The following is a 17,170-nucleotide window of genomic DNA, read 5'->3' on the forward strand; positions in this document are numbered from 1 at the left end:
TAGATTCCCGTTATAACGGGAAGTATACAGATGAAAAGGTCTAATATCATCATGCTTATTGCTGCTTTATTGCCATTGGGATTATTTTTATTTCCACTTTGGAGAATCACATTAGAAGCACCACAATACCCTACGCCACTTGCTATGAATATTCATATCAATGATTTTTCAGATGTACACCCTCACGACATTAAAAACATCAACTTAATGAATCATTACGTCGGTATGAAGTATATTCCCGATGCTATTCCAGAATTCAAAATTTTTCCAATAGGTATACTTATAACAACATTTATAGGCTTAATTATTGCATGGAAAGGTAACTACAAATGGTTTTTGTTTTGGTTTATTTTAATGATTGTTCTAAGTAGTGCCGGTTTATACGACTTTTACATTTGGGAACACGACTATGGGCATGATTTAGACCCAAAAGCCATCATGAAATTTACAAATCCAGACGGCACAGTCATGGGATTTCAGCCCCCTTTATTTGGGAGCAAAGACATACTAAATTTTAAAGCACACTCATATCCAAGACTTGGTGCATTCTTTTTGGGAATTGGTATACTTGGTTCATTTATTGCTTATTTAGTAGGAAAGAAAAAACATAAAAAATCTTTGGCTATGTAGAAAAAGGACAGACAAAACACTAAAACAATGAAAACACTAAAACACTATTCAACCATAGCATTAACACTGATGCTTATCAGTTGTAATGTCTCACCCAAACCCATAGAATATGGGAGCGATGGTTGTCATTTTTGCAAAATGACCATTGTAGATAAGATTCATGCTGCAGAAATTGTAACCAAAAAAGGAAAAGTCTATAAGTTTGATGCAACAGAATGTATGGTTAACTTCTTAAAAGAATTTGACACTTCAGAAATAGCCTTATTCTTATCCAACAATTACACAGAACCTGAAGCTTTAATTGACGCTACAAAAGCCACTTTTTTAATAAGTGAAAACATCCCCAGCCCAATGGGTGCTTTTTTATCAGCTTTTAAAAATAAAGTTGATGCTGAAAAAACCCAAGCAGAAAAAGGAGGTAAATTATATACTTGGGAAGAATTACTAGCGCATCTTAAAGACTAGTAGCATGAAAAATTTAATCGTTTTTTTATCAGCCATTTTATTGGCCAACACAACTATTGCTCAAACTATTGAGGTTTGCAATACCTGTGCCGTTTCTACATTAAAAGAGGCAATTTCCCAAGCAAAGGATTTTGACACCATAATTGTAAAAAAGGGCACTTATAAAGAGCATAAAATTTTAGTTGATAAACCTTTAACCATAATTGGCAAAAACTACCCCGTTATTGATGGTGAATTAAAGGGAGAAATCATTACTGTAATTTCAGATAATGTAACGGTTGATGGCTTGTTTATTATTAACGTTGGCACAAGTTACACGGAAGACTATGCTGCCATTAGGGTTAAAAAAAGCAAAAATTTTGTAATTCAAAATCTAGTTTTAGAAAAACTATTTTTTGGTATTTATATTGAAAAATCGAATCATGGAAAAATATATCACAATAAAATTATTGGCGATGCTGTTGAAGAATATAACTCTGGCAATGGCATTCAACTTTGGCATAGTAATCATATTGAAATAGAACATAATTATGTTGAACATGTTCGTGATGGCATTTATCTAGAGTTTTCAGATGATTGTTTAATTAAAAACAATGTAAGTGCAGAAAACTTACGTTATGGTTTACATTTCATGTTTTCTAACAATGATATTTATCAAGATAACACCTTTGAAAACAACGGTGCTGGAGTTGCCGTTATGTTCTCAAAAAAAATAAAAATGCTCAATAATATTTTCAGAAAAAATTGGGGCACTGCTTCCTACGGCATGCTTTTAAAAGAAATAAATGATGCTGAAATTACGGGTAACACTTTTGACGAAAACACGATAGGAATTAATATAGAAGGCTCTAACCGCATTATTTATAAAAACAATAATTTCACAAATAATGGTTGGGCAATTAAGGTTCGTGGAGCATGTTACACCAATAGCTTTTTAGAAAACAATTTCTTGTATAATTCCTTTGATATTGCATATAACAGTAAAGTGAATGACAATATTTTTGACAGAAATTATTGGAGTAATTACACAGGTTATGACCTTGATAAAAATGGTGTTGGAGATGTACCATACAGACCGGTAAAACTATTTTCCTATATTGTAAATCGCACTCCAGAAACTATTATTTTATTGCGTAGTATGTTTATAGATATTATCGATTTCTCTGAAAAAGTATCTCCAGTATTTACACCCGATAATTTATTAGACAATAACCCGCTAACAAAACAAATAACATGGTAAGCATTAACAACCTTCATAAAAAATTTGGCAAAAACCAAGTACTAAGTGGCTTAGACTTAACCATAAATGAAGGTGGCATTTTCGCAGTTCTTGGGCCAAATGGCTCAGGAAAAACCACATTAATAAAATCTATTCTGGGTATGGTTATTCCCAATAAAGGCGATATTTCTGTACTTGGAGAAAACATTAAAAAAAATTCTGACTACCGACATAAAATTGATTATTTACCGCAAATAGCCAACTTTCCTAGTAATTTAAAAGTTAAAGAATTAATCAAAATGATTAAGGATTTACGCCAAAACACCAGTGAAGACAAACAACTAATCAAACTTTTTAAATTAGAACCATTTTTAGATAAAAAACTAGGAAACCTTTCAGGAGGCACAAAACAAAAAGTGAACATTGTTTTAACCTTTATGTTTGATAGTCCTTTAATAATTCTCGATGAGCCCACAACAGGATTAGACCCTATTTCTCTTATCAGATTAAAAGATTTAATTCAAAAAGAAAAGGCCAAAGGGAAAACCATTTTAATAACCTCGCACATTATGAGCTTTGTTGAAGAGGTATCAGACGAAATCGTGTTTTTATTAGAAGGTAAAATATACTTTAAAGGCACCATTCAAGATTTAAAAACCAAGACCAATCAACCAGATTTTGAACATGCAATAGCATCAATACTTACAGAAAATCATGCTTAAGATATTAAAATACAGTTTTTACGATTTAATGCGCAGCCGTTGGAGTTACGTTTATTTTGCGTTCTACTTATTGCTCGGTATTGTACTCTTATTTTTAAACAACGACCTTTCAAAAGCAGTCATAACTTTAATGAATGTTATCATAATTCTTGTACCACTAATAGGAACCATTTTTGGCGTGATGTACTATTATAATTCCAAAGAATTTACAGAATTGTTATTAGCGCAACCTTTAAAACGTTCGTCTATATTTTTAGGACAATATTTAGGTGTTGCTTTATCGCTTTCAATGAGTTTAATTTTAGGTCTAGGTATTCCGTTTGTGTTTTATGGCTTATTTGAAAGTAGTGCCATTTGGGATTTTTCACTACTGCTAATCACAGGAACATTTTTAACACTAATATTCACGGCATTGGCTTTTAATATCGCTTTATCTAACGAAAATAAAATTAAAGGTTTTGGTTATGCTATTTTACTTTGGCTGTTTTTAGCTATTATTTACGATGGATTGTTTTTAATGACGTTAATTATGTTTGAAGACTATCCGTTAGATAAACTATCGTTAGTTGGCACCATGTTAAACCCAATAGATTTATCAAGAACACTTATTCTTTTAAAACTAGATATTTCGGCATTATTAGGGTATACGGGAGCCGTTTTTAAGCAATTCTTCGGAACCAGTTTCGGATTAACAGTATCCTTTATAATGCTAACTGTTTGGGTAATATTACCTGTTTTAAGAATTAAATTCAAATCAAAAAAGAAAGACTTTTAATCTAAAATATTAGTGACAATAATCATGCTTTCTTTTATAAATTTCCTATAAATTTGCGAAATGCTAAAAGCAATAACTCATAAAATAACAGCTTTTATTTTAGTATTTATATTATTTGCACATAATATAAATACGCTGGTTATTATAGGAGATTTTATTGTTAATCAAGACTTTATTGCCAAGACCTTGTGTATTCAAAAAGAAGAACAAAAAGGTTGTAATGGTAAATGCCAATTACGTAAAGAGCTCTCTGAAAATAATTCAGATGCAAATAATTCTGATAATCCTTTACAAGAAAGCAAGCGTATGGTTTTAGATGCGTTTTGTTTATCTACTATAAGTAACGTTGAAAGTACGTTTGTTTCTTTACACATATTGAAACTAAACACCATTTTTAAAACTCCAAAAACCAACAACATGTATCTGGAGATAGATACACCTCCACCAAATTTTAGTTAGTTTTTCTATTTATAAAATCACTTAGATTTTACTTCCATCCCTTGCTTATTGAGTTAAGTGAATGGGAGGTTTCACACTTATTTTAAACATTAAAAACAAACTAAAAATGAAATTTAGACATGTATTACTAAACCTATGTATTGCAGTTTTCGCAGTATCATGTTCCACTGACGACAATAACGACACTCCAATAATAAATGAAATTGAAGGTCTGTTAAAAATTCAAGAAATCAGTAATGCCACGCACACCATAGAGATATTTAATACGGCTGGAGATTTTAAAACGGGTTATAACAACGTAAGTATCAGAATTAAAGATAACGCAACAAGTAATTATATAAAAAATGCAACATTATCTTGGATGCCGATGATGCAAATGCCGACCATGCAGCATTCGTGTCCTAAATCTGAAATTGCAAAAACCATAGGTAAAGAAACGGTTTATGAAGGCTTTATCATTTATCAAATGACAAATACAGATGGTTCGGGTTGGTCCTTAACTGTAAACTACGCCATTGACGGAACAGATTATACAGCTACTGATGATATCGTAGTTTTACAGTCCGAAAAACAAAATACAACTAGTTTTATGGGAAGCGATAATAACAGATATATTATTGCCATGATTGAGCCTAACAACCCAAAAATAGCCATAAACAATCTAAAAGTTGGACTTTTTAAAATGGAAAGTATGATGACTTTTCCTGTTGTTGAAAATTACACTATTACACTAGACCCTAGAATGCCAGGAATGGGCAATCACAGTTCGCCAAACAATACAGATTTAAGTTATAATGATGAAGATTACATGTATTATGGTGATTTATCGTTAACCATGACAGGTTATTGGGTACTTAATTTGAAATTAATTAACGACCAGGACGCCATTTTAAAAGGTGAAGATGTTACAGAAACTAACGAAAAAAGCTCGTTGTATTTAGAACTTGAATTCTAATTAACTTCTTAAAACGAAGCTGTCTAAAAAGACGATTTTTAGACAGCATCATTTAAAAACACAAAAACAGACAGATGAAAAAATTCATCATATATAACATAAGCTTACTTTTTAGCGGGTTTATAGTTGGGCAAGAAGCTGTTATCAATAAAAAGGACACGACTAAATTAGACAAAGTTATTGTTTTAGGACAACGTAAACTAAGCAACTATCGGCAAGAAAAAACATTGTCTAGTATAGACGATTATTTAGAAAAAGCCAATAAGGTTACTATGATAAAACGTGGTAATTACGCTTGGGAACCAACCATAAACAACATGAATAGCGACCGATTAAACGTCACTATTGATGGCATGCAAATATTTGGTGCTTGTACAGATAAAATGGATCCTATTACATCGTATGTAGATGTGTCTAATTTAGAAAAGGTAAGTGTTGGTTCTGGGCAAACAGGTACAGAAAATGGACATTGCTTAGGTGGTGGCATCGATTTAAAACTACCAGTAAGCAAATATTTTGAATCTGGTCTAAAAACAAGTATAGATTTGGGCTATGAAACCAATGGCAATTATAAAACCGGAGGTTTAGACATGGAATATTCAAGTCATGCATTTTATATTAATGCCGATGGTATTTTTAGAAAATCTGATAATTATGAGGCTGGGAACAGTCAAGAAATCTTGTATTCTCAGTTTCAGAAATACAACATATCATTACAAACGGGATTTAAACTAAATGAAAATCATACCATGGATGCCAACGTTATTTACGATAAAGCCACAGATGTTGGTTATCCTGCATTACCAATGGATGTTTCGCTTGCCGAAGCTTTAATTACTTCTGTTACTCATAATTACAGTAACGATTCAACATTTATAAAAACCCTAGAAACTAAGTTATACTTCAATACTATTACGCATATTATGGACGATTCTAAACGTCCAGAAGTACCCATTCGTATGGATATGCCTGGGTGGAGCGATACTTATGGATTTTATAACAAAGCCACAACAACCATTAATAAACATAAGTTAGCTTTAAATTTTAATGGGTATTACAACCGTTCGTTAGCAGAAATGACCATGTATCCAAACGATCCAAATCAACCTGCTATGTTTATGTACACTTGGCCAGATATCAGAACACTTTACACCGGAATTTTTGCTAAAGATGATGTTCCCTTAAATGAAAATGAAACGCTTTCAACTTCGGTTAGATTTGGTTATCATAACAATAAAATCGCAAAACAAGTGGGGCTAGAAAGTCTTCAAATTTTTTATCCAGAAATTGATGATACCAAAAGTAGGTTTTTAACGAGCATAGCTTCAGATTACACTTTTAAAAAGAAAACTTACGATGTAAGTTTTGGTTTGGGTTATGGTGAAAGAGCTCCTTCAGTTAGCGAAGGTTACGGTTTTTTCCTATTCAACAGTTTTGATAATTATGACTATATAGGAAATCCAACATTAAATAATGAAAAAGCAATTGAAGTGAATGCAAAAGCAAATTTTTACAGTACCAAATTCCACATAGGAATTGAAGCTTCTTATTTTTATATTATGGATTATATTATTGGAGATATTGACGCATCACTCAGCCCTATGACTATTGGCGCCAATGGTGTTAGAATTTACAAAGCCCTTTCAAACGCTACTATTTTTGATGTGTACTTGAATTCATCTTACAAATTTTCAAAAACATTTGCTGTTAATGGAACTTTAGGTTATAACTACGGAAAAGGTAGTAATAATGAGAACTTACCATTAATAAAACCTATATCCTATTTAGCCGAAATCAGTTATAACACCACAAAATTTAATGCCGCTATTCAATTAGAAGGCAACGGAAACCAAACTAATTACAGTAATTTTTATGGCGAAGACGAAACACCCATGTATGGTATTTTAAATCTTAATTTAGGACATGTTTTCTATACCAACAATAGTAAATGGGTTTTAAAATATGGTGCTGAAAACATAATGGATGCCCACTATTCTACTTACGCAGATTGGAATAATATACCTAGGCAAGGGGGTAATTTTTATATGAATTTATCAATTGTTTTGCCCTAAAAATTAATTAAGCATATAACTATAAATCTTTTTGACATAATGATGACACTTACTAGGTGTTAAAATTCAAAATCCCAGAAAGAGCTTGCCCTTCTGGGATTTAAATTTAATGAAATCAGAGACAAATACTAACCAAATTGTTGCTCTAGTTTTATAGCCTTAGGGAATAAAATATTGTTTTCTAAATGAATGTGTAAATGCAAATCTTGTTCAAATTCTTCTAACATAGCAAATGTTACTTGGTAAGTATTACAAGCATCGGCTGGTGGACTATAATTATCAGTAAGTTCTGCAATTTGTCTAAAGCGTTCGCCTTCATTATCGTGCTCTTGCATCATCATTGCAATTGGGTTTCCAACCGTTCCAAAATGAGGTGCTTCTATATCTCCTGTATTCAATGTAGCATTCACCATTTTTTTAACGAAAGGAAAAAGAATAAGTTCTTCTTTTTTCATATGTGCTGCTAACTCCCCTGCTGAAGCGGTAAAAAGTTTATTAATTTCAAATAATTCTGGATGACGCTCTCCATGAACGCGACATAATTTATCTAAAAACTGTAGCAATACAGGAATTTTCGCTTCTACGTAACGGTGATGCTTTTTCTCAATATAATCTACCAATAAATCTACGGGCCATGATTTATAATCTATGGACTGTTCTCCTTTAGCATTTAAAACGCTATGAAGTTCATCTAATAAAACGTTGTTATCTATTCCTTTTTTTTCGCAAGCTTCATTAATAGTCCTATTGCCGTTGCAGCAAAAATCTATTTTATATTTTGAAAAAACTGCTGCTGTTCTATAATCCTCGGCTACAAATTGCCCTATTTGTTTTTCTGAATCTTTTTTTAATGTTACCATGATTAATTGTTTATTTCGGATAATTTTATCCTATTTGTATTCAAATTTTTTTGAGTGAAACTCAATTTTCAGATTGAAAATTGTAAGTTGAACTCATCCCAATTTTATATTGGGATCTTTTCATTTATTTTAATTATTAAATCTTTAAAAACGATGCCCCTGATTTTATATTCATTGCCAATTCTTCTAAACTTGTGTTTTCTAGCATAAACTTCAACTCATCTCTAACCCCTTTAAATTTATCGTGAACTGGACATGGATGATTTTCGTCACATTTTTCTAATCCCAGACCACATCCATTATAAATACGGTCGCCATCTATAGCATTAACTATTTGAGCTAACTTAATATTAGCCATGTTATTTTTATCAATTTCAAAACCACCATAAGCTCCTTTTACAGAATTTATAACGTCATGCTTTACCAAGTCTTGCAAAATTTTTGCAGTGAATGCTTGAGGCGAATCAATTTCTTTTGCAATTTCTTTTGGGCTTACACGCACACCCTCATAGGATTTGGTTGCAATAAAAATTACCGCTTTAATACCATATTCACAAGCTTTTGAAAACATTGAGTTAAATTAATTTGATACAAAGATATAAAGAAGTTTTAATTAGGACAAATTTATCTTAATTAAATTGTAACAGATGAATTTTTAAATCTATTTGGTATTAGTATTGATTTTTATACCACACTTTTTGCCATTCTCGTTTTAATATTAAAAAGGCAACGTCTTCCGAAAGCTTTAAGACGTCATCACCATCTAGAGCTTTAACTTGTTTTTCCGAAACGTCTATAATATAAAGTAGATTCAAATAGTCTGTAAACTTTTCTTGAATTAGTTTATACACCGTTTCATGAAGTATAAGCTTTAAACTTGACGGTAAGACGTCTTCATGAAAGTCTAAATCTATATTAGCTAAAAGAAAATCTTTATTAAGTTGAAGAATTAATTTTTTATATAAATCCAATTGATTGGCTTCTTCAATCAATCCATTAAAAGTAGTAGGTAACTGCATTAAACCGTTCTATTCATTAAATTGTTACCAAATGTTTTTAGTAATTGTTTTTTATCTGCTGAAATATTTAAAGCTTGCAAAACTGTAAACGCTTTAAGAGTATAATCTTCAATAGCTTCTTTTGTAGCTTCTGCAGAACCAGACGACATAAAAAATTGCTTAGCTATTTCAATTTTAGTATTAACATCCTCGGGGTCTGAAGCAAATAATTGACTCAATTCTACCTTATCCGCTTCATTTGAAAACTCCAAGGCTTTTAAATACAAATAGGTTTTCTTATTCTCAATAATATCACCCCCTACTTGTTTTCCAAATGTTTTTGGGTCGCCAAAGGCATCTAAATAATCATCTTGTAACTGGAATGCAATTCCTAAATTTCTACCAAACTCATAGATATTATTTTGATCATCTTCTAAAGCATGGGCCACAATAGCACCCATTTTCATGGCAGCACCAACTAAAACAGCCGTTTTATACTCAATCATTTTTAAATACTCTGGAATAGTAACATCGCTTCTCGTTTCAAAATCCACATCATATTGCTGCCCTTCGCAAACCTCTAAAGCTGTTTTACTAAACAATTTTGCCAAAGATTGAAACGTTTCAGCTTCATAATTCTCGAACAACTGATAAGCCATAATTAACATGGCATCACCAGAGAGAATTCCAGTGTTTATGTCCCATTTTTCATGCACTGTTTTTTCTCCACGACGTAATGGTGCATCATCCATAATATCATCATGCACTAAAGAAAAGTTGTGAAACACCTCAATACTTAAAGCAGCATTCAATGCTTTTTTATAGTCGCCGTTAAAAATATCTGAAGTCATTAATGTTAAAACCGGGCGTAACCGTTTTCCTCCTAAACCTAATATATAATCTATGGGTTCATAAAGACCTTTTGGTTCTTTGAACGTAGCATACGCCTCTAAATATGTTATAAACTCTTCTTGGTATTTTTCTATTGAAAGCATCAAACAAAAATAATGCAATTCATAATATTTAGAGGTCTACATCTAAACTATATGTTAAAAAAATATTAAAACTTAGGAAACTTTTTTTGTTTCTAAAGTTTCCTAAGGTATATTTGCAGGCGATTATGAAAGAAAAAATTTTACATGGTGCTACAGATTTGTTTTTAACCTACGGGTTTAAAAGCGTTACTATGGATGATATTGCCAACCACCTTGGCATGTCTAAAAAAACCATATATCAGCACTACGATAATAAGACAAAGTTAATTGAGGCTACAACCATGCACTTGTTTGAATTTATTTCAAATGGTATTAATTGCATAATTGACCTTAAAAAAAATCCTATAGAAGAAATTTACAGCATCAAACAGTTTGTAATGAAGCATCTTAAGAATGAGAAATCTTCACCTCAATATCAATTACAAAAATATTATCCAAGAATTTTTAAAACCTTAAAGGAAAAACAATTTTGTGTTATGCAAGATTGTGTTACAGATAATTTAAATAGAGGTGTTCATCTCGGTCTATATAGAAAAGATATTCATGTAGATTTTATTTCAAGAATCTATTTTAACGCTATGCTTGTAATAAAAGACAAAGACCTGTTTCCTGAAGATAAATTCTCAATGCCAATGCTCATGAATAATTATATCGAGTATCACTTACGAGGAATTTGCACACCAAAAGGCTTAGAAATATTAAATAATTACATCAATTCAAATCAATCATAAAATGAAGAACAAACTAATTTTAGCTTTTAGTTTACTTTGCTCTATATCTATGTTCTCACAAGAAAACAGTCAAAGTTTCACACTACAAGAAGCTATAGATTATGCTCTAGAACATAATAGAACTTCAAAAAATGCTGGACGCGATATAGAAGCAGCAAAAAAGCAAAAATGGGAAACTATAGCAACTGGGCTTCCACAAATTGATGGTAGCATTGACTATAAGAACTCTATAAAACAGCAGGTGCAAGTCATTCCTGCTAGTGCTTTTGGTGGCCCCGCAGACGAAGTTAATGCCGTTGAATTTGGATTAGACCAGAGTGTAAACGCCTCAGCAACTTTATCGCAATTAATCTTTGATGGCTCTTACCTAGTTGGTTTACAATCTGCCAAAGTATTTCTAGAAATTTCTAAGAATGCCAAAACAAAAACCGATTTAGAGGTTAGGAAAGCAGTAATTAATGCGTATGGTAATGTTTTATTAGCCGAGGAAAGCGTTAATGTCTTAGAGAAAAACAAAGCGACACTTCAAAAAAACCTTGATGAAACGACCAAGATTTACGAAAACGGACTAGAGGAAGAAGAAAGCGTAGAGCAGTTACAAATAACACTTTCCGGCATAGCCAGCAGTCTAAGTAAAACCATACGCTTAAAGAAGCTTGCATACCAGATGCTTAATATGAATTTAGGTTTAGATATAAATAATAACACTTTTCTTAAGGATAATTTAGAAACACTTACTGCCAAAAATATCGATTTAAGCTTAGTAAGTCAACCATTCGAAATTGATAACACTATTGATTATCTTATAGCTGAGAATGATAAAACATCAAAAGAGCTTTTGGTAAAACTTGAACAAAGTAGAGCTTTACCAACAATAAATACATTTTTAACTGGTGGATATGCATCATTTAGTAATGATTTTGACTTTTTAAAAAGCGACCAAAAATATTATGGTTTTGGGATTTTTGGTGCCAGTATAAAAGTTCCCATTTTTAGTTCTGGATTAAAAAGTGCTAGAACACAGCGTGCAAAGATAGATTTAGAAAAATCTAAAGACGATTTAACAGAAACAGAACAGCGCTTAAAACTTCAAATAGCTTCTGCTAAAAGTGATTACCAATTTGCTATTGAAGACTATAATAATAAAAAAGAAAATCTAAACCTCGCTGAGCGTATCGAAAAGAAAAACCAAACAAAATTTTTTGAAGGTATTACCTCAAGCTTCGAATTAAGACAAGCACAAATTCAACTATACAGTGCGCAACAAGAATTTCTACAATCTATGCTCGATGTTATTAATAACAAAGCTGCCTTAGAAACCATCTCTAACTCAATTAACTACTAAAACCAATCAAAATGAAATATATATATTCACTCATATTAGTAAGCATTCTTTTATCTTCTTGTGGAAATGATAAGAAAAAATCTGTTGAAGATATTATGGCTACTAATGATTTAGAACTCATTAGAAAAAAGAAAACAGAATTAGATATTTCGGTTCAAGAAATTTCTACACAATTAAAGCAACTTGAATCAAAAATCAAAGTTTTAGATCCTCAAGAAAAAATTCCATTAATTACAACGTTTACCGCTAAAGAAGCTGTTTTTAATCATTTTGTTGAACTTCAAGGCAATGTAAGCACAAAACAAAATGTAGTTATAATTGCAGAATATGGTGGTGTTTTAAAACAGGTTTATGTTAAGGAAGGCCAACAAGTAAACAAAGGGCAAATATTAGCAAAAATTGATGATGGCGGTTTAAGTCAGCAATTAGCTCAACTAAAAATTCAATCAGATTTAGCAAAAACCACTTTTGAACGTCAAGAGCGTTTATGGGACCAAAAAATTGGTAGCGAAATTCAATTTTTACAAGCTAAAGCAACTTACGAATCTCAACTTCAGGCTACAAAACAATTACAACAACAAGTTGGAAAAACCGTTGTTCGAGCGCCTTTTTCTGGCACCATCGATGATGTTATAACCGATCAAGGCAATGTTGTTGCGCCGGGCCAATCGCAATTATTTAGAATCGTAAATCTTAATGACATGTACATAGAAACAGATGTTCCAGAGCGCTATGTGTCTGATATTACAAAAGGAAAAGAAGTTAAAGTAGATTTTCCAGTTCTAGGAAAAAAATTAGAGGCTAAAGTACGTCAAGCAGGAAACTTTATAAATCCTGCGAATCGAACTTTTAAAATTGAAGTTGCCATCCCAAATAAGGCCATGTCAGCTATCAAACCTAATCTTACCGCAAAACTTAATATTAACGATTACACAAACGAAAAAGCAATTTTAATTCCACAGAGTATCATTTCAGAAAACGCCCAAGGCCAACAATATGTGTACACCATTACTGATAAAGTTGAAAATAGGGCTAAAGTAAAACGTGAAATCATAGAAACAGGTAGAACCCAAGGTGACTATATAGAAGTACTTTCTGGTATTCAAAATGGTGAGGAAATAATTGATGAAGGTGCACGTAGCGTAAAAAACGATCAGGAAGTAAAAATTATAATCAGTAATTAGTTTTGTCATTCCTGCGTAGGCAGGAATCCACTTTATAATAATTCCGTTTAATAGAATAGAAGATTCCCTTCTTCAAGGGAATGAAAAAAGGTTAAATAAAATGACTGATAAAAAAAAGAAAGTAAATAAAGAGTTTGCGTTAGCATCATGGGCTATTAATAACAAAACGACCATGTATGTACTAATTGCACTTATACTATTTCTAGGTGCAGGTGCTTACTTTAGTATGCCTCGTGAAAGCTTTCCAGAAATTAAAGAAACCAAAATTTACATAAGTTCGATTTACCCAGGAAATACGGCAGAAGATATTGAAAAACTCATTACAGACCCTATAGAAGACAAGCTTAAAACCGTAAGTAATGTTGTTGAAATCACCTCAACTTCACAAGAAGATTATTCAATAGTTGTAGTAGAATTTGATGAAAATATTTCTGTTGAAGCTGCCATGCAAAAAGTAAAAGACGAAGTAGATTCAGAAACCTCTAGTGAAGATTGGCCAACATTTAATAGTGCCAAGGTAGAACCTAATGTGTTTGACTTAAGTATGTCTGAAGAAATTCCAATTCTTAATATTAACATTTCTGGAGACTATCCAGTTGACAAGCTTAAAGAATATGGAGAATATCTAGAAGATGAAATTGAAGGACTTCAAGAAATTAAACAAGTAGATATTCGTGGTGCACAAGAAAAAGAAGTTGAAGTTGCCGTAGACATTTATAAAATGATGGCTGCTCAGGTTAGTTTTGATGACATTATTAACACCATAAGTAGAGAAAACATGACCATGTCTGCAGGTAATTTAATATCTAGCGGACAACGACGAACCATACGCATTTTAGGCGAAATAGAAAACCCTAAAGAATTGGAGGATTTTGTTGTAAAGTCTGAAAACAACAACCCTATTTATCTTAAAAATGTTGCCAAAGTAACGTTTAAAGACGAAGATAAAACAACTTATGCCAGAGAGTTTGGCGAACCTGTAGTCATGCTTGATGTTAAAAAACGAGCAGGAAAAAACATGGTAGCCGCCGCAGAACAAATTCAGGCTATTGTTAAAATTGCCATAGAAAATAAATTTCCACCAGATTTAAAAGTCAGCATTGCTAACGATCAGTCTTCAAAAACCATTGGTCAGGTTGATGATTTAGTAAACAACATCATCTTTGGTATCATACTGGTTGTTACCGTATTAATGTTTTTCTTAGGATTTAAAAACGCACTTTTTGTTGGGTTTGCTATACCTATGTCGATGTTTATGTCCCTAATGATATTGAACTTGCTAGGTTATACTATGAACACCATGATTCTATTTGGATTGATTATGGGGCTGGGCATGTTAGTAGATAACGGTATTGTAGTAGTAGAAAATGTCTATAGATTAATGAGTGACAAAGGCATGAGCCGTATTGAAGCTGCAAAAAAAGGTATTGGTGAAATTGCATTTCCTATCATTATATCTACCGCAACTACTGTCGCTGCTTTTATTCCGTTAGGATTATGGCCTGGGATTATGGGACAGTTTATGATTTATTTCCCAATTACCTTATCTGTTGTTTTAGGGTCATCATTATTTGTTGCCATTTTCTTTAACTCAGTAATGGTATCTCAATTTATGACTACAGAAGATAAAGACATGCCATTAAAACAAATCACTAAAATCTCAGCTATTTTTGGGGCTATAGGTTTGTTAATTTTAATCTTCGGTGGCGCATATAAAGGATTAGGATCCTTAATGATTGTAACTGTTGGTTTACTATGGCTATACCGTTTATTTTTGCGACGATGGGCTAATGGGTTTCAAAATAACATTTTACCAAAATGGGAACGCGCTTACGAAAAATCACTTCGTTTCGCGTTAAGTGGAAAAAAACCAGCATTAATCACTATTGGAACTTTTGTATTACTGATTATTGCTTTTATGGGCTTTGGCGCTTCTGTTGGAAGTCAGCGAACAAAAGTGGAATTCTTTCCAGACAACACCCCTAATCAAATTATAGTTTACATAGAATATCCTGAAGGTACAGATATTAAAAAGACCAATACTATTACCAAAGATATTGAGCAGCGTGTTTATAAAATAATCAACGATTCTGCCTATATGGATGATGATTTCAATTTCTTGACTGAAAGTGCTGTTTCGCAAGTTGGCGAAGGTGCTGGCAACCCACAAACTGATGGTGGTTCTGCCGCCGAAATGCCTCATCGCGGTAAAATTACGGCTACTATGAGAGAGTATAAATTTCGAAAAGGTGCCGATAGTAAAGATCTTCTTAAAAAGGTCCAACAAGATTTAAAAGGTATTTACCCTGGAGTTGCCATTTCTGTTGAAAAAGATGTAGCTGGTCCTCCTGCTGGATATCCTATAAATGTTGAATTAGAAGGTGAAGATTATTCTGAATTGATTGCTACTGCCGAAAAAATGCGCGATTTTATTAACTCCAAAAATGTTCAAGGTATTGATGAATTAAAAATCGACGTCAATAAATCAAAACCATCCATGCAAGTTTTAGTTGATAGAAAAAAGGCTGGAGAATTAGGTATTACATCTGGTCAAGTTGGACAACAATTACGTAATTCTATTTTTGGTGCAAAAGCGGGTATTTACAAAGAAGATGGCGAAGATTATGATATTTATGTACGCTTTAATGAAGAAAACAGATATAATACCAGCGCTATATTTAATCAGAGAATAACCTTTAGAGATATGGCTTCGGGAAAAATAAAGGAGATTCCTGTTTCTACAGTTGCCAAACACACTAATAACTCTGGCTTCAGTGCTATAAAACATAAAGATGTTAAGCGTGTTGTTACACTCTATTCTGCTTTAACTCCGGGCTTTACAGATGCTGGTGCCATTGTTTCAAAGATTCAAAACGAAATGCAAGGTTTTACTGAAAAACCAGATGGTGTAAAAATTGATTACACGGGTCAAATTGAAGAGCAAAACAAGCAAATGGCATTCTTAATGGGCGCATTCTTTACTGGTTTGGGCTTAATATTCTTCATTTTAATTTTCCAATTTAATTCGGTTTCTAAACCTGGTATTATAATGCTGGCTATTTTCTTGAGTCTTATTGGGGTATTTGGAGGCATTGTTGCTACAGGTAGTTCATTTGTTATTATGATGACCATGATGGGTATAATATCGCTCGCCGGAATTGTAGTAAACAACGGTGTGGTGCTTTTAGATTACACACAGCTATTAATTGACAGACAAAAAGTTAATCACGATTTAGAAGATGACCAATATTTAGTCCAAAACGACCTTATAGAAGCCATTGTAAAAGGAGGAAAAGCACGTTTACGCCCTGTTCTATTAACTGCAATCACAACCATTTTAGGATTAATCCCTTTAGCAACGGGTTTAAACATTAACTTCTTCACGTTATTTAGTGAATTCAATCCACACATTTACATGGGAGGAGATAATGTAATTTTTTGGGGCCCTTTAGCTTGGACTGTTATTTATGGTCTTTTCATTGCAACCTTCTTAACATTAATTGTTGTTCCTATTTTATTTTATTTAATTACGAAGTTTAAAATGAAAATTTATAGTAACCGTGTAGCTCAAGAACAAACAGTTGTAGCTCAATAAATTTTTAATATGGATAAACGAATAGATTAATTTTAATTGCGTTTGACTAACTCGATTAATAGCGAAAACCCAGATTTTTAAATATGAAAGTTTGGGTTTTTCATTTTATAATATTTCAAATCTAATAACACTTTAACCGCTTCCGTATTAAAAATTTCGGATACA

General features: G+C 32.3%; 16 protein-coding genes. 12 read left to right on the forward strand and 4 right to left on the reverse strand.

What is annotated here, in order from left to right; translation table 11 throughout:
- Positions 1–30 precede the first annotated feature (30 nt).
- The 8 genes from ABD935_RS05040 (at position 31) to ABD935_RS05075 (ending at position 7,297) form a co-directional block, all read left to right on the forward strand.
- Positions 31–630: a hypothetical protein gene (locus tag ABD935_RS05040; protein ID WP_345190562.1), complete on the forward strand. Its 600-nt coding sequence runs from the start codon at positions 31–33 to the stop codon at positions 628–630.
- 27 nt (positions 631–657) lie between these two features.
- Positions 658–1,095, forward strand: coding sequence for a nitrous oxide reductase accessory protein NosL (locus ABD935_RS05045; RefSeq protein ID WP_345190563.1), 438 nt, complete (start codon positions 658–660; stop codon positions 1,093–1,095).
- A gap of 4 nt (positions 1,096–1,099) precedes the next feature.
- Positions 1,100–2,335, forward strand: a complete 1,236-nt coding sequence (locus ABD935_RS05050) for a nitrous oxide reductase family maturation protein NosD (protein WP_345190564.1) — start codon at positions 1,100–1,102, stop codon at positions 2,333–2,335.
- Positions 2,329–3,036, forward strand: a complete 708-nt coding sequence (locus ABD935_RS05055) for an ABC transporter ATP-binding protein (RefSeq protein WP_345190565.1) — start codon at positions 2,329–2,331, stop codon at positions 3,034–3,036. The genes ABD935_RS05050 and ABD935_RS05055 overlap by 7 nt, the downstream gene beginning before the upstream one ends.
- Positions 3,029–3,811, forward strand: a complete 783-nt coding sequence (locus tag ABD935_RS05060; RefSeq protein ID WP_345190566.1) for an ABC transporter permease — start codon at positions 3,029–3,031, stop codon at positions 3,809–3,811. Before ABD935_RS05055 ends, ABD935_RS05060 begins: the two co-directional genes overlap by 8 nt.
- A gap of 60 nt (positions 3,812–3,871) precedes the next feature.
- Positions 3,872–4,270 (forward strand): hypothetical protein, encoded by a 399-nt coding sequence (locus tag ABD935_RS05065; RefSeq protein ID WP_345190567.1) that lies wholly within the window; start codon positions 3,872–3,874, stop codon positions 4,268–4,270.
- Between the two features lie 106 nt (positions 4,271–4,376).
- The gene (locus ABD935_RS05070; protein ID WP_345190569.1) at positions 4,377–5,225 is read left to right on the forward strand and encodes a hypothetical protein; all 849 of its coding nucleotides are present in this window, start codon (positions 4,377–4,379) and stop codon (positions 5,223–5,225) included.
- 74 nt (positions 5,226–5,299) lie between these two features.
- Positions 5,300–7,297, forward strand: a complete 1,998-nt coding sequence (locus tag ABD935_RS05075; protein WP_345190570.1) for a TonB-dependent receptor plug domain-containing protein — start codon at positions 5,300–5,302, stop codon at positions 7,295–7,297.
- Positions 7,298–7,425: 128 nt separating this feature from the next.
- Here ABD935_RS05075 and ric read toward each other — a convergent pair whose 3' ends face one another.
- The 4 genes from ric to ABD935_RS05095 all read right to left on the reverse strand — a co-directional run bounded on the left by ric (position 7,426) and on the right by ABD935_RS05095 (position 10,150).
- Positions 7,426–8,157: an iron-sulfur cluster repair di-iron protein gene (gene ric, locus ABD935_RS05080; protein WP_345190571.1), complete on the reverse strand. Its 732-nt coding sequence runs from the start codon at positions 8,155–8,157 to the stop codon at positions 7,426–7,428.
- Between the two features lie 136 nt (positions 8,158–8,293).
- Positions 8,294–8,728: an RrF2 family transcriptional regulator gene (locus tag ABD935_RS05085; RefSeq protein WP_345190572.1), complete on the reverse strand. Its 435-nt coding sequence runs from the start codon at positions 8,726–8,728 to the stop codon at positions 8,294–8,296.
- Between the two features lie 100 nt (positions 8,729–8,828).
- A complete protein-coding gene (locus ABD935_RS05090) occupies positions 8,829–9,176 on the reverse strand; it encodes a hypothetical protein (RefSeq protein WP_345190574.1) in 348 nt (115 codons plus the stop codon).
- Positions 9,176–10,150, reverse strand: coding sequence for a polyprenyl synthetase family protein (locus ABD935_RS05095; RefSeq protein WP_345190575.1), 975 nt, complete (start codon positions 10,148–10,150; stop codon positions 9,176–9,178). Before ABD935_RS05095 ends, ABD935_RS05090 begins: the two co-directional genes overlap by 1 nt.
- A gap of 125 nt (positions 10,151–10,275) precedes the next feature.
- Here ABD935_RS05095 and ABD935_RS05100 point away from each other — a divergent pair, with 125 nt between their 5' ends.
- The 4 genes from ABD935_RS05100 (at position 10,276) to ABD935_RS05115 (ending at position 17,005) form a co-directional block, all read left to right on the forward strand.
- Positions 10,276–10,881 carry a TetR/AcrR family transcriptional regulator gene (locus ABD935_RS05100; RefSeq protein ID WP_345190576.1) on the forward strand — a complete coding sequence of 202 codons (606 nt, stop codon included), beginning with the start codon at positions 10,276–10,278 and terminating at the stop codon, positions 10,879–10,881.
- 1 nt (position 10,882) lies between these two features.
- A complete protein-coding gene (locus tag ABD935_RS05105; RefSeq protein WP_345190577.1) occupies positions 10,883–12,226 on the forward strand; it encodes a TolC family protein in 1,344 nt (447 codons plus the stop codon).
- Positions 12,227–12,237: 11 nt separating this feature from the next.
- Positions 12,238–13,410, forward strand: coding sequence for an efflux RND transporter periplasmic adaptor subunit (locus ABD935_RS05110; protein ID WP_345190578.1), 1,173 nt, complete (start codon positions 12,238–12,240; stop codon positions 13,408–13,410).
- Positions 13,411–13,510: 100 nt separating this feature from the next.
- Complete coding sequence (locus ABD935_RS05115) at positions 13,511–17,005, forward strand: efflux RND transporter permease subunit (protein WP_345190580.1); 3,495 nt, start codon at positions 13,511–13,513, stop codon at positions 17,003–17,005.
- Positions 17,006–17,170 lie beyond the last annotated feature (165 nt).

The sequence above is a fragment of the Algibacter agarivorans genome (assembly GCF_039543245.1).
GTDB classification, from domain to species: Bacteria; Bacteroidota; Bacteroidia; order Flavobacteriales; family Flavobacteriaceae; genus Algibacter_G; species Algibacter_G agarivorans.

Coding starts and splice junctions, on each gene's coding strand:
- ABD935_RS05040 (WP_345190562.1), top strand. CDS start 31: ATGAAAAGGTCTAATATCATCATGCTTATTGCTGCTTTATTGCCATTG.
- ABD935_RS05045 (WP_345190563.1), top strand. CDS start 658: ATGAAAACACTAAAACACTATTCAACCATAGCATTAACACTGATGCTT.
- ABD935_RS05050 (WP_345190564.1), top strand. CDS start 1,100: ATGAAAAATTTAATCGTTTTTTTATCAGCCATTTTATTGGCCAACACA.
- ABD935_RS05055 (WP_345190565.1), top strand. CDS start 2,329: ATGGTAAGCATTAACAACCTTCATAAAAAATTTGGCAAAAACCAAGTA.
- ABD935_RS05060 (WP_345190566.1), top strand. CDS start 3,029: ATGCTTAAGATATTAAAATACAGTTTTTACGATTTAATGCGCAGCCGT.
- ABD935_RS05065 (WP_345190567.1), top strand. CDS start 3,872: ATGCTAAAAGCAATAACTCATAAAATAACAGCTTTTATTTTAGTATTT.
- ABD935_RS05070 (WP_345190569.1), top strand. CDS start 4,377: ATGAAATTTAGACATGTATTACTAAACCTATGTATTGCAGTTTTCGCA.
- ABD935_RS05075 (WP_345190570.1), top strand. CDS start 5,300: ATGAAAAAATTCATCATATATAACATAAGCTTACTTTTTAGCGGGTTT.
- ric (WP_345190571.1), bottom strand. CDS start 8,157: ATGGTAACATTAAAAAAAGATTCAGAAAAACAAATAGGGCAATTTGTA.
- ABD935_RS05085 (WP_345190572.1), bottom strand. CDS start 8,728: ATGTTTTCAAAAGCTTGTGAATATGGTATTAAAGCGGTAATTTTTATT.
- ABD935_RS05090 (WP_345190574.1), bottom strand. CDS start 9,176: ATGCAGTTACCTACTACTTTTAATGGATTGATTGAAGAAGCCAATCAA.
- ABD935_RS05095 (WP_345190575.1), bottom strand. CDS start 10,150: ATGCTTTCAATAGAAAAATACCAAGAAGAGTTTATAACATATTTAGAG.
- ABD935_RS05100 (WP_345190576.1), top strand. CDS start 10,276: ATGAAAGAAAAAATTTTACATGGTGCTACAGATTTGTTTTTAACCTAC.
- ABD935_RS05105 (WP_345190577.1), top strand. CDS start 10,883: ATGAAGAACAAACTAATTTTAGCTTTTAGTTTACTTTGCTCTATATCT.
- ABD935_RS05110 (WP_345190578.1), top strand. CDS start 12,238: ATGAAATATATATATTCACTCATATTAGTAAGCATTCTTTTATCTTCT.
- ABD935_RS05115 (WP_345190580.1), top strand. CDS start 13,511: ATGACTGATAAAAAAAAGAAAGTAAATAAAGAGTTTGCGTTAGCATCA.